The sequence below is a fragment of the Streptomyces eurythermus genome, assembly GCF_014649115.1.
GTDB lineage: Bacteria > Actinomycetota > Actinomycetes > Streptomycetales > Streptomycetaceae > Streptomyces > Streptomyces eurythermus.
Map to the genome: position 1 here is coordinate 63,638 of NZ_BMSK01000006.1, position 11,959 is coordinate 75,596.

Annotated in this window: 11 protein-coding genes; 3 read left to right on the plus strand and 8 right to left on the minus strand. The window is 71.4% G+C overall.

Going from position 1 to position 11,959, the window contains the following annotated elements; all coding sequences use genetic code 11:
• The first annotated feature begins 112 nt into the window (after positions 1 to 112).
• Positions 113 to 1,105, plus strand: a complete 993-nt coding sequence (locus tag IE251_RS12755) for a GlxA family transcriptional regulator (RefSeq protein ID WP_189753013.1) — start codon at positions 113 to 115, stop codon at positions 1,103 to 1,105.
• A 25-nt stretch (positions 1,106 to 1,130) separates the two neighbouring features.
• Here the strand turns inward: IE251_RS12755 and IE251_RS12760 are convergent, their stop codons facing one another.
• From IE251_RS12760 to IE251_RS12770, 3 genes are all read right to left on the minus strand, one after another.
• Positions 1,131 to 2,747, minus strand: a complete 1,617-nt coding sequence (locus tag IE251_RS12760) for an MDR family MFS transporter (protein ID WP_189753014.1) — start codon at positions 2,745 to 2,747, stop codon at positions 1,131 to 1,133.
• A 92-nt stretch (positions 2,748 to 2,839) separates the two neighbouring features.
• Complete coding sequence (locus tag IE251_RS12765) at positions 2,840 to 4,048, minus strand: glycosyltransferase (protein WP_189753015.1); 1,209 nt, start codon at positions 4,046 to 4,048, stop codon at positions 2,840 to 2,842.
• 193 nt (positions 4,049 to 4,241) lie between these two features.
• Positions 4,242 to 5,564 (minus strand): UDP-glucose dehydrogenase family protein, encoded by a 1,323-nt coding sequence (locus IE251_RS12770; protein WP_189753016.1) that lies wholly within the window; start codon positions 5,562 to 5,564, stop codon positions 4,242 to 4,244.
• Between the two features lie 290 nt (positions 5,565 to 5,854).
• Here IE251_RS12770 and IE251_RS12775 point away from each other — a divergent pair, with 290 nt between their 5' ends.
• Both IE251_RS12775 and IE251_RS12780 read left to right on the plus strand, forming a co-directional pair.
• Positions 5,855 to 6,517 (plus strand): TetR/AcrR family transcriptional regulator, encoded by a 663-nt coding sequence (locus tag IE251_RS12775; RefSeq protein WP_189753017.1) that lies wholly within the window; start codon positions 5,855 to 5,857, stop codon positions 6,515 to 6,517.
• A 95-nt stretch (positions 6,518 to 6,612) separates the two neighbouring features.
• Entirely contained in the window at positions 6,613 to 8,079 is a 1,467-nt protein-coding gene (locus IE251_RS12780) for an MFS transporter (RefSeq protein WP_229896720.1), read from the plus strand.
• Positions 8,080 to 8,168: 89 nt separating this feature from the next.
• Here the strand turns inward: IE251_RS12780 and IE251_RS12785 are convergent, their stop codons facing one another.
• The 5 genes from IE251_RS12785 to IE251_RS12805 all read right to left on the minus strand — a co-directional run bounded on the left by IE251_RS12785 (position 8,169) and on the right by IE251_RS12805 (position 11,890).
• On the minus strand, positions 8,169 to 8,810 hold the full coding sequence (locus IE251_RS12785; protein ID WP_189753019.1) for a TetR/AcrR family transcriptional regulator: 642 nt from the start codon (positions 8,808 to 8,810) through the stop codon (positions 8,169 to 8,171).
• 45 nt (positions 8,811 to 8,855) lie between these two features.
• Positions 8,856 to 9,527 (minus strand): SGNH/GDSL hydrolase family protein, encoded by a 672-nt coding sequence (locus tag IE251_RS12790; RefSeq protein ID WP_189753020.1) that lies wholly within the window; start codon positions 9,525 to 9,527, stop codon positions 8,856 to 8,858.
• Positions 9,528 to 9,685: 158 nt separating this feature from the next.
• Positions 9,686 to 10,579: a DUF6528 family protein gene (locus IE251_RS12795; protein WP_189753021.1), complete on the minus strand. Its 894-nt coding sequence runs from the start codon at positions 10,577 to 10,579 to the stop codon at positions 9,686 to 9,688.
• A gap of 158 nt (positions 10,580 to 10,737) precedes the next feature.
• Complete coding sequence (locus IE251_RS12800) at positions 10,738 to 11,742, minus strand: peptidoglycan-binding protein (RefSeq protein WP_189753022.1); 1,005 nt, start codon at positions 11,740 to 11,742, stop codon at positions 10,738 to 10,740.
• Position 11,743: 1 nt separating this feature from the next.
• Complete coding sequence (locus tag IE251_RS12805) at positions 11,744 to 11,890, minus strand: hypothetical protein (RefSeq protein WP_189753023.1); 147 nt, start codon at positions 11,888 to 11,890, stop codon at positions 11,744 to 11,746.
• Between the last annotated feature and the right edge of the window lie 69 nt (positions 11,891 to 11,959).

An 11,959-nucleotide genomic window follows, 5' to 3' on the forward strand; every position in this document is an offset into this window, starting at 1 on the left:
CAGCGTGTTGGGTGCGTTGACCTGCGCCTATGACGCTACGGCCCGGCACACGCGTCGGCAATGTCATCTAGCATGCAGAAACAGACATCGACGTTGCCGGCTGGGGGAGCTCGTGCACACCGTTGAACGACTGATCGTCATCGTCCTGTTCGAAGGCGTCGACCTGCTCGATGTCACGGGACCACCGGAGGTGTTCTCCCTCGCCCGGCGCGAGACGGAGGACGCGGCGGGCTACCGCGTGGTCCTCGCCGCCGAGACCATGGACCCCACCGTCACCGCCGCCGGGGTCCGGATCCTGCCCGACGTCACCTTCGACGAGCTGACGCGACGGAGCATCGACACGCTGGTCGTGCCGGGCGCGGTCGAGGTCGACGGACACCGGCGCGTGCACGCGCTGGTCGATCCGGCCGTGGTGGAACGGGTCAGACAGCTCGCTCCCCGGACCCGGAGGGTCACCTCCGTCTGCGTCGGGGCCCACATCCTCGCCGCGTCCGGACTCCTCGACGGCAAGCGCGCCACCACCCACTGGTCGACCGCCCAGCAACTCGCCGCCGACCATCCCGCGATCGAGGTCGACTCCGATCCCATCTTCATCCGCGAGGGCAACGTATGGACCGGCGCGGGCATCAGCGCCTGCCTCGACCTGTCACTCGCGCTCATCGCCGAGGACCTCGGCGAGGCCGTCGCGCTGCGCGTCGCCCGGCAACTGGTGATGTACCTGAAACGGCCGGGCGGGCAGAGCCAGTTCAGCGTCCCGCTGGAACAGGTCGCCGCGACCCGGCGCATCGAGGTGCTCCGGCACTACATCCTGCGCCACATCACCGAACCGCTCACCGTCGCGCAGCTCGCCGAGCACGCCCACGTCAGCGAGCGGCAGCTCACCCGGATCTTCAAGAACGAGCTGGGCATGACACCGCACGCCTACATCGAATCGGTGCGTGTCGAACGGGCCCGCAACCAGCTGGAGACCACCGACGCCACCCTCGAACGCGTCGCGACCGCCTGCGGGTTCGGCACCGTCGACACCCTGGTCAGAGCCTTCCGGCGCCGGCTCGACACCACACCCACCGACTACCGGCGCCGGTTCCGGACCACCCCCGGCTGAGCGCCGCGGCCTCGGGGCAGAGGGGTCACTCGTCGGCGAGCGTCAGGTTCGGCACCCGCCAGGCCGCTATCAGGAAGGCGACCAGGGCCACCGCCGCACCGGCGAGGAAGACGAGCCGCATCGAGGCGATGTAGCCCTCCAGGAACGGCAGCGCCGCGCCCCGGTCGAGAGACCGCAGGAAAGCCGAGTCCTCCAGGTCGACACCGCCGCCGGGACGCAGCACACCCGTCAGGGCGTGGGCGTTGTCCGGCTGGGTGAGCAGACGGCGGTAGGCCGGGTCGCGGCGGGCCTCGGCCAGCCGCTCGGCGATGCGGCCGCCCGCCGTGGAGAACAGGATGGACAGGAAGGCCGCGGTGCCCACCGTGCCGCCGTTGGAACGGAAGAAGTTGACCGACGCCGTCGCCGCGCCCATGTCCGTACGGGGCACCTCGGCCTGCGCGAGCGTGGTGAGCGTCTGCATCGACGCGCCGAGCCCCGCGCCCATCAGGGCCATGCCGAGGGCCGCCTGCCACAGCGGGCTGTCCACGCGCAGGGTCGCGAACACGAGCATCGCGGCGGTGAACGAGCCGATGCCGGCGACGAGATGGACCTTGAAGCGCCCGGTGCGCGCGATCAGCCGGCCCACCAGCAACGTCACGGCGAGGTTCGCGGCGACCGTGGGAAGGGTGGCGAGCCCCGCCTCCATGGGGCTCATGCCGCGGACGAGCTGGAGATAGAGCGGCAGGGTCGTCATCGCGCCGAACATGCCGATGCCGACGACGAAGTGCAGCCCGACACCCAGCCGGAAGGCACGGATGCGGAACAGTCGGGGTGGCAGCAGCGCGGCCGCGCCCATCCGGCGCTCCACCACGACGAAGGCGACGAGTCCCAGCGTGCCGACGGCGTACATCAGCAGCGCCGGGGGCGAGCCCCAGCCCCAGGTGCGGCCCTGCTCGGCGACGGTCAGCAGCGGCACGATCCCCACGGCCAGCGCAAGGGCCCCGCGGTAGTCGAGCCGGTGCCGCACCCGCCGGTGCGGGAACCGCAGGACGCGGACGATCGCCACGGCCGCCACGGCCGCGAGCGGCACGTTGAGCAGGAAGATCCAGCGCCAGCCGTCGATGCCCAGCAGCGTCTCCCGGTCCGCGAGGGCCCCGCCCGCCAGTGGGCCCACGATGCTGGCGCCGCCGAACACGGCCATGAAGTAGCCCTGGTAGCGGCCCCGTTCGCGCGGGGTGGTGATGTCGGCGACGATCGTCATGGCCAACGACATCAGCCCGCCGCCACCGAGCCCCTGCACGGCCCGGAACGCCGCCAGTTCGTAGATGGACGTGGCGCAGCCGCACAGCAGCGAGCCGGCCGTGAACAGGCCGATCGCGGCGAGGTACACGGGCCGCCGGCCGTGGATGTCGGAGAGCTTGCCGTACAGCGGGGTCGCGAGGGTGGCGGTGATGAGGTACGCGGTGGTCGCCCAGGCCTGGGCCGTCAGCCCGTGCAGGTCGTCGGCGATGGTCCGCAGCGCGGACGCGACCACCGTCTGGTCCAGCGCCCCCAGGAACATGCCCAGTACCAGTCCGGACATCACCGTGGTGATCTGCCGGTGGCCGAGCCGTACGGGCGCGTCCCCGGCCGCGTTCTGCCGTTGGGTTTCGGAGGAGGTCACACATCGTCCTAGAGGAGTGGGTGCCGGGGGAGAGGTGTCGGGGGCCGCGCCCGTGCCGTGGGAGCGGCCCCCGTGCGCTGTGACCCGGGGAGCTACCCGGCGATCGCCTCCAGGTCGGCGACCGCCTGCTCGATGTCGGGCAGCGTCAGCATCGCCAGCCGGGCCGCCCGCATCCGCGCCCTGGGCGCCGGGTCGGCGAGCAGCGTCCGGCACATGCCGGCGATGCCGCGCACGCTGCGGTCGGTGATGTGTCCGCCCAGCCCCAGCTCCACCACGCGCTCCGCGTTGATGTGCTGATCCCCGAAGTGCGGCAGCACCGCGAGCGGAGTGCCGGTGCGCAGGGCCTCGCGGACGCTGTTGAAGCCGCCGTGGGTGAGGAACAGGTCCACCGACTCCAGCAGCAGCGGCTGCGGCACCCGCTCGGTGACGCGGACGTGCCCGGGCAGCCCCTCGGTGTCCACCGGAACCCCGGAGGTCGACACGATCACAGTGCAGTCGTCCAGCTCGGCCGCCGCGCCCAGGATCGCCTCCAGGCTCTCGGCGACGTCGGGGAGTTCCACCGGCAACGGGTTGGCCCCGGCCCCCATCTGCTCGCGCACCACCGGCAGGGCGGTGCCGATCGCCGCGTACACCAGGGGCCGGTCCGTGGGCAGTTCGACGACCCACCCGGGCAGCACCTGGTGCCGTTCGACGTCCACCGTCTGCCGGTACGCCAGGGCCGGCGGCAGGTGCCGGCAGAAGGAGTGGGAGGGCGGTACGTAGTCGACACGGCCGTGTGCCACGAGGGACAGCGGATCGTCCCGCTCGGGCAGGCCCAGCTCCCGGCGCCGTTCGTTGAGCCGGGGCAGTACCTCTTCGGGCTCGATGGTGTTGGAGAACCCGGAGGGTGTCGGCAGCTGCGGCACGCCCAGTTGCTCGGCGATGAGCACCGCGGCCATGTCCATGCCGTCCCGCAGGACCAGATCGGGCCGGAACTCCCGGGTGACGGGGGCGAGGATGTCCAGGTGCTGCTTGACGCTCGGCCCGGCCAGGGCCCGCATCAGCAGGCGCGGCAGTACCGGCGAGGACAGGGACAGCCCGGCGCTGTCCTGGAGTTCGGCGAGGTGCGGGCCGAGCATGGCGACGGGGTCGAACTGCGGTAAGACGGCGCGGACTTCCACGTCGTCGCCGTGGAACACGGGGGCCAGGGCCTCGGTGGTGACCACCAGGACCTGATGCCCGGCTTTGGAGAGGGCGCGCAGCAGGGGCAGTTGAGCACGCCCGTGCGAGGGACTGCCGAGCGTGGTGCACAGGACTCGCATGGGGGGTGGGCCTTTCTCTCGTGGAGTTTCGGCGGTGGCAGGCGAAGGGAGCCGGGGTCGGCCGGAGCACGCGGGAGACCCGGACGGAGCGGCAGACGTGGCTGAGCGGCGTGCGGCGCTCGGTTTCGGCGTACGCGGTGTCGAGCGGCGCGTCAGGCGCGGACGGCCACAGCGCGGTTCGTCCGCTCCCGGCTCATGCCACCGGCGCCGGTGCGCTCGCGCGTCCGATGCCCTGCCAGCTCAGTCCGGCCCGGGCGAGCCGGTCCGGGTCCAGCAGGTTGCGGAAGTCATGGACCTCGTGGCCCGTCATGCGCGCGGCGATCGCCGCCCAGTCGAGGTCGCGCAGCTGTGGCCACTCGGTGAGGACGATGCAGGCCGCGGCCCCCTCCGCCGCCCGCACCGGGTCGTCGGCGAGCTCGGCCAGATCGCTCAGGTCGGGCTGCTCCTCGCACAACGCCGGGTCGTATGCGGTGAGTTCGGCGCCCCGCTCGCGCAGCAGCCGGGCGACGGCGAGTGCGGGCGAGTCGCGCAGGTCGGAGGTGCCGGCCTTGAACGTCAGCCCGTACAGGGCGAGCCGTACGCCGTGCAGCGAGCCGTCCGGGCCGCGCCCGCACGCGGCGGCGATCCGCTCGACGAGCCGGCGCTGATGGGTGACGTTGGTGTCGATCGTGGCGCGCAGCAGCGGGAAGTCGACCCCGGCCTGCTCGCACACGGTGAGCAGGGCGTGGGTGTCCTTCGGCAGGCAGGAGCCGCCCCAGCCGGGGCCGGGCAGCAGGAAGGAGGAGCCGATGCGCGGGTCCCGGCCGATGCCCTCCGTGACATCGCCGATGTCGGCGCCGAACCGCTCGCAGGCGGTGGCGAGGTTGTTGGCGAAGGACAGTTTCATCGCGAGGAAGAAGTTCGCCGCGTACTTGGTCAGTTCGGCGCTCGCCGGGTCGGTGAGCACCAGCGGCGCGTCCAGCGCGGCGTACAGGTCGGCCACCCGCCGGGCGGCGTCCCGCCGGGCGGCGCCGATCACGATCCGGTCGGGGTGCAGGAAGTCGTGGACGGCGCGTCCCTCGCGCAGGAACTCGGGGTTGCTCACGACGGACACGTCCGCCCGCCCGAGCAGTGCGGCGACGCGCTCGCTGGTACCCACCGGCACGGTCGACTTGTTGACGACCACACAGCCGGGCGGCAGTACGTCACGTATCTGCTCCGCGACGGCCTCCACGGCGGCGAGATCGGCGGCGCCGCCCGCGCCCATGGGGGTGGGCAGGCACAGGAAGACCACCTCGGCCTGAGCGACGGCTGCCGCGGTGTCCTCGGTGAACTCCAGCCGGCCCGCCTCCAGGGCGTCCCGGACGGTCTCGGGCAGGCCGGGCTCCAGGATGTCCACCCGGGCCGCGCGCAGCCGTTCCACCTTTTGGGGGTCGGCGTCCGCGCACACCACCGCATGGCCGAGGGAGGCGAGACAGGCACCGGTGGTCAGTCCGACGTAACCGGTACCGACCACGGCGACGCGTTGAGCAGGCACAGAAGATCACCATTTCCGGTCGATGGGGCCCGTGGGACGGCCTCGGCGGCGCGCGGGAAGGGCGCACGCCGCCGCGTCGTGCGGGCGACCTGGAACGGGCCGACTCCGTCGTACGGCCCTGGGACAGAGAGGAACTGAAGTCATCAATCGTTGACCCGTTCCAGGTATGGCATGCGGAGCGAACACAAGTCAACGTTTGATGACAACGATCGGTGACTTTGAGCCAGCAGCCACAGGCTGGAACATGGGCCGTTGGCGGGCGGGCCGCCTGACGATGGAGGTTTGGTGACGTGACGGGAGTACAGAACGGCGAGGCGTCGGAAGCGGTGGCCGACCGGCCCGCCCGGAGGCGTTCGGCGACGGCCACGCGCGCGGCGCTCAGGACCGCCGCGGCCTTCCGGTTCGGCAAGTACGGATACGAGGGCACCAGCGTGCGCGACATCGCGGGTGACGTGGGTGTGGACGCGGCTCTCGTCTACCGCTACTTCGGCTCGAAGGAAGCGCTGTTCAACGATGTGACGGGCGCCGGCAAGATATTCGAACCCCTGCTGCAGGAGCCGGTGGAGGCGATACCCGACTGGCTCTGCGCCATGCTCCTGGGGGCGCCGAAGGACGGGGAGTTCACCCACCCGGTGCTCTCGGTACTGCGGTCCTCCGGCAAGAGCGAGGCGGTCGCGCGGCTGCGGGCGGATTTCAGCGAGGTGTTCTCCACCCGTCTGGCGGCCCGCCTCGGCGGTCCCGACGCCGAGTTGAGGGCGGAGCTCCTGGCGGCCTGGATGCTCGGCACCAGCCTCGTCCTCACGGAGATCCGCCCCCCGGCGCTCCAGTCGGCACCGGACGCCAAGCTGGAGAAATATCTCCGGTCGGTCATCACGACGCTCCTCGGCCCGGCGGCACTTGACGGAGGGGCGCCCGAGACGGGGGACGGCTGCCGGGCGGGGGGTGATCACTGAGAAACCGATTGAAGTAAGCATGCGGTCGTACGTATTCTTTGTGGGGCTCGGAGTCGCTGAGCCAGTTGCGCCCTGCCGCGAAAGGGATGCCCCACGTGTCGAATGCCAGCCCCACCATCAAGACCGCGCCCGGCGCGCGGCCGGGTCCAGAGGACGCGGTGCCCTGGGTCACGCTGTCGACCGTCATGATCGGAATGTTCATGGCGATCCTGGACTCGTTCATCGTCGTCGTGGCCGGTCCGGCCATCCGGACCGAACTCAGGGCGACCGCGAGCGAGCTGCAATGGGTCCTCGCGGGCTACCAGTTGAGCTACGCCGTCGTCCTGATCACCGGAGGCCGGCTCGCGGACCTCTACGGGCGCAGACGCGTCTTCGTCATCGGGACGGCGGTCTTCACGGTCTCGTCCCTCGCCTGTGCCGTGGCCGGCGGTCCGGGCATGCTCATCGGCGCCCGCATCGTCCAGGGCCTCGGCGCGGCCCTGATGGTGCCACAGGTCTTCACCGTCATCACGCTGACCGTCCCGGCGCGAAGCCGGCACCGTGTCTTCGGCGTCCTCGGGGTCGTCATGGGGATGGCCTCGGTCAGCGGTCAGGTGGTCGGCGGCCTCCTGATCGGCGCGGATCTCTTCGGCTCCGGCTGGCGCTCGGTGTTCTGGGTGAACATCCCCATCGGCATCGCCACCATTCTGCTGGCCCTCGCGCACGTACCGGAGTCGCGGGCGGAGCGGACCCGCAAGCTCGACGTGCCCGGTGTCCTGGTCCTCAGCGCGGCCCTGCTGCTGCTCACCTACCCGCTCATCCAGGGCCGGGACGCGGGTTGGCCCTGGTGGACATGGGCCTGCTTCGCGGCGAGCGCCCTGGCGTTCGCGCTCTTCGTCGCGCTGGAGCGAGCGGTCGACCGGCGCGGTGGTGAGCCGCTGGTCAAGCTGTCACTCTTCGCCCAGCGCTCGTTCTCGCTCGGCATCGTCCTGGTCCTCGCCGTGTACGCGCTGCTGACCTCGTACTATCTGGCGCTGTCCGTCTCGATGCAGGAAGGGCTGGGCATGTCGGCCCTCGGCGCGGGGCTGGTCTACGCGCCGGCGGCGGTGACCTTCTTCGTCTGCGGTCTGATCGCCGGGCGGCTCGTGCCCAAGTACGGCCGCCGCGTGCTGGAGATGGGTGCGGTCGTCCTCTCGGCCGGCTATCTGACGACCGCCGTGGTCCTGCTGTCCGGGCCGCGGCTGACGCCCCTGCTCGTCATCCCGACCCTGATGCTGCAGAGCGTGGGGGGCGGCTTGCTGATCACCCCGCTGCTCAATACGGTCCTGGCGCGGATCGATCCGCAGACCGCGGGGATGGCCTCCGGATCGCTGTCCACGGCTCAGCAGGTCGGTGCCGCGCTGGGCGTGGCGGTCGTCGGGGCGGTGTTCTTCCACACCTTCCATGCCGGTGCCGCCTCGGGGGACCGGGTGCACGCGGCGGGGCACGCGTTCGCGCTGACGTCCCTGACGGCCTGCGCCGTCGCGGCGCTCGCGGCCCTGCTGGTGTTCCTCCTGCCGAAGGCGCCGCCGGCGAAGCGGTGACGGCACGGGGTGGGAGGGCCGGCGCCTTGGGTGAGCGATTCCCCCGAGGCGCCGACCCGTTGTCGCGTACGGCCCGGCGCGAGGAACGCTCAGACCGCCTTCAGGAGGTCTTCCACGGTGCGGCGGACCTTGGCGACGACATCCCCGTCTCCCAGTCGCAGGGCCGTGTTGGCCGCGCAGAGCACGGAATCGATCTGGAAGACCGCGAGGTCGATGTCGAGCTCCGCGATCTCGTGGGACTCGACGGCGGTCCGCAGTTCCGCCCCGATGGTGTCGAGCCATTCCCGCTGATGGCGAAGGAGGGTGTCGCGGACCGGTCCGGGCCTGCTGTCGAATCGGGCCATGTTCGCGACGCGGAAGCAGCCGCCCTCGAACAGCGGTGCCCTCGCGTACTCGATCCAGTGCTCGATCAGGGAGCGCAGCCGGGCGGCTCCGGGAGTCGCGTCGCGTGCCGGGCGGACGACCGCGTCGATGAACATGTCGCGCGCGTACTCGACGGTCGCGAGCTGGAGCACCTCCTTGGACCTGAAGAGGGTCTGGATGCCCGCCTTGCTCATGCCCGTATCGGTCGCGAGACGGCCGAAGCTCACGTCGTCCAGTCCGTCGACCGAGGCGATGTCGACCGCGCGGCGCAGCGCGGCCTCACGCGTCCGCGCCCCTTTGAGCAGGCGTTTGTCGGTGACCGACACCGTGTCCGCCCGCGTGGCGAACGTACGTGCCCCAGTGTCCATACGGTCGATCGTACTCGGGTGCGGGCGCGCGGCGTGAACGGGCCTTCAGGGCGTGCGGTGCGCCAGGGCGGCGGCCAGCGCCCGGACCATCTCGCCGGCCATGACGGCCTGGCCCGACGTGGAGAAGTGGACGCGGTCCGCGCTCAGCAGGTTCTCCCGGGAGTTGACGGGGTGGTCCCACATGTCGACGACCACCGCGCCGTACTCGCCGGCGAGGGCGCGGACGAGGTCGTTGAGGGAGAGCACGCGCTCCGTCCAGTCGGGGAAGACCGGCACGACGTAGGAGCGCCCCAGGGTGAAGGTCGTCAGCAGCGCACCCGTGGCCGCCGCCAGGTCGTACAGCGTGCGCAGGTTCCGCTCGATCTCCCCGAAATCCGGTGCGCGGCGCAGGAGATCGTTGGCGCCGCAGGGGAGGTGCAGCAGGTCCGGGGCGAACTCCCGCATCGCGTCGGCCTGATGGGCGAGGGTGGCGGCCGTCGTCGCGCCGTTCACCGCCGTGTTCAGGTAGGCCAGCGCGGGCCGCACCTGCCGCAGGATGTGCGCGACGCGATCGGACCAGCCCTGGTCGCCGTAGCCGACGCTCTTGTCCCCGGTCCCTGCCGAGAGGCTGTCCCCGATCACGGCGTACCGCTGCCAGGGGGCGTCGAACAGCATCGCCGCGGCGTCGAGCGTGGCGAGGCAGAAGGGATCGGTCTCCTCGGTGAGGGTCGTAGTCATAACCAAAGAGTGCGGTCGACCGTATGTATTGTCAATGTGGCGGGGAGTCCCGGAAGCGGGCATCGAGAGATCCGCCGATGGCCGCGCAGTGCCGGCCTGGGCGCGCCCGCGCTGCCGACGCGCCTTCCGGGAGCCGGCCTTGCGGCCCCCGGCCGGGCTCAGTGGAACTGCGTCGTGTACAGCCGCGCCTTGTAGATCTGGGCGCCGGGGCGGGTGCGGTCGCCGCCCGCGGAGAAGTGGACGGTGGGGCCGCCCCACACGGAATCCTCCGCATTGGGGTCTGTGGTCCACATGGCCTGACCGTTCGCGTGGCGTACGTAGGACTTGGGGTGGGGCAGCGAGACGACGGTGGTGAGGGCGCGGGTCGCCTTGTGGAGGGAGTAGACGTGGCGGCTGTCGGCGACCAGCAGGGTGCCGGGCCGGCTGTAGTCCGGCTGGAGATCGTGGCCGTTGCCGGCGATCTTGATGTCCGGTCCGTGCTTGACCAGCCGGGAGTCACGCATCGAACCGGTCACGCGGTAGCTGCGCACGACGGTGCCGCCGGTCACCCACAGCAGCTTGTTCTGGTCGTCCCACAGAACGGCGTGGGCCTTGGTGAACTCGAGGGTCTGCACCTCCTTCAGGGTCGCCGGGTCACTGCTGGACGGCCCGAAGACGTGCAGCCGGTCCCGTGACCCCGCGACCACGACCGTGCCGGCGTCGGGCACGCGCTCGATGCAGTGCGGGTAGCTGGTGATGCGCGCCGACCACAGCAGGTCGGCCCGGGTCAGGTGCGCCTTCGAGGTCACGTTGACGATCGCGGCCCGGCCCTCGCCGGGCCGGCCGAACGTCATCAGCGCGATCATGCCGTAGCGCCGGGTGTCCCGGAAGCGGATCTCGAAGGGATGGTCCCAGCCGGGGGCGTTGCCCGTGCTGAAGCTCCATCGGACATTGGCGTCGGTCCACTGGGCGTCGCGGTCGAAGAGCAGGATCCGGCCGGTGCGCTGTTCGGTGATCGCCACCTTGTAGGCCGCCGCCGCGGCCGTACCGGAGGTGTCCTGGGAGGTGCTCATCTGCGGTTCTCCTGGTCCGTGAGGGGAGAGGTTCTCCTGGTCCGTGAGGGAAGAGGCGGGGTGGGGGCAGACGGAAGGGGACGGGCGATGCCCGTCCCCACCGCGCGGTACCGGAAGGCCGTCCCCCGTGGCGGCCCTCCGGTCCGCGTGCCGGCCGGTCAGAACGAGCCGGCGTTCAGGGCCTTCTGCAGGGCGCGGGTGGTCTCCGCGTCCCACTCGCCGCCCGCCGGCGTGGCCAGGCGGTTCTGCAGGGCGCTGACCGTCTTGGGCCCCACGATGCCGTCCGCCGTGACCTTCAGATGGCGCTGGAGCGCGGCGATGGTGAGCGGGCCGAACGCCCCGTCGACCTCCAGGCCCGCCTTGTCACGGCTGTTGAGGGCGCGCTGGAGCGCCGCGCAGGTCGCCGGGCCGAAGACCCCGTCGACCTCCAGCACCGCCGGAGCGGCGACGAGGGCCTTCGGGCGGATCGGCGCCTTCTTCCCGGCCAGCGCGGCCTTCATCATCGCCGCCGACTGCGGACCGTACTCGCCGTCCGCCTTCAGGTGGTGGTTGGTCTGGAAGGTCTTCACCGCCTTCTGCGTGGCCGGCCCGAACTGGCCGTCCGCGGTGAGCCCGGCCTTCTGCACGGTGTTGAGGTTCTTCTGCAGGGTCTTGACGGCCTGCCCCTTCGAGCCCAGCCGCAGGATGCCGTCCCCGGACGGCAACGGCGCGCTGCCCCCCTTGTAGGCGGGGCGGCCGTAGCCCACTATGCAGGCGGAGCTGCGCCGCCTGCGGCGGAAGGCGTTGGAGGTGTTGCCCTCCAAGGTGGTGATGGTGCGGTTGGAGTGCACCGCCTCGACGATGCCGACGTGGTCGATGGCACCGATGGAGCGGGAGCCGGACCAGTCGAAGAAGACGATGTCGCCCGGGCGGATCCCGCCGATGCCGTAGTGCCAGCGGCCCTTCTTCTGGAAGGCGCGGGCGTGGGCGGTGGTGAGGGCGAACTTGCCGCCGACCGCCTGGAGGTTGTCGGAGTGGGCGGCGGCGTAGCTGACGGCCATGTCGCACCACGGGCCGGTGAAGCCGTACCACTTGGTGATCAGGTTGCGGTTGGAACCGGGCGGGTGCTCGGTGGTGCCCAGCAGCTTGCGGGCGGCGGCGAGCATGCCCTGAACGTTGCCCATGTCAGAACTCCACGTCTTCGGGAAGGGACTGGATGTCTCCGGTCACCGCGTCATCGGGGTTCTGGCTGACGCCGGCCTGGTCGGGGTCGACGTCGAAGATCCCCGCACCGCCCACCGGATAGGGCGGCGTTTCCACGGGCTCGGTCATGAGCGCTCCTTCGTGTGCGAGATGTGCGGATCGAGGGCGGCGCGGACGGTCCGGCGTACGGCCGGCCGG

Coding starts and splice junctions, on each gene's coding strand:
- IE251_RS12790 (WP_189753020.1), bottom strand. CDS start 9,527: ATGACTACGACCCTCACCGAGGAGACCGATCCCTTCTGCCTCGCCACG.
- IE251_RS12785 (WP_189753019.1), bottom strand. CDS start 8,810: ATGGACACTGGGGCACGTACGTTCGCCACGCGGGCGGACACGGTGTCG.
- IE251_RS12765 (WP_189753015.1), bottom strand. CDS start 4,048: ATGCGAGTCCTGTGCACCACGCTCGGCAGTCCCTCGCACGGGCGTGCT.
- IE251_RS12800 (WP_189753022.1), bottom strand. CDS start 11,742: ATGGGCAACGTTCAGGGCATGCTCGCCGCCGCCCGCAAGCTGCTGGGC.
- IE251_RS12805 (WP_189753023.1), bottom strand. CDS start 11,890: ATGACCGAGCCCGTGGAAACGCCGCCCTATCCGGTGGGCGGTGCGGGG.
- IE251_RS12795 (WP_189753021.1), bottom strand. CDS start 10,579: ATGAGCACCTCCCAGGACACCTCCGGTACGGCCGCGGCGGCGGCCTAC.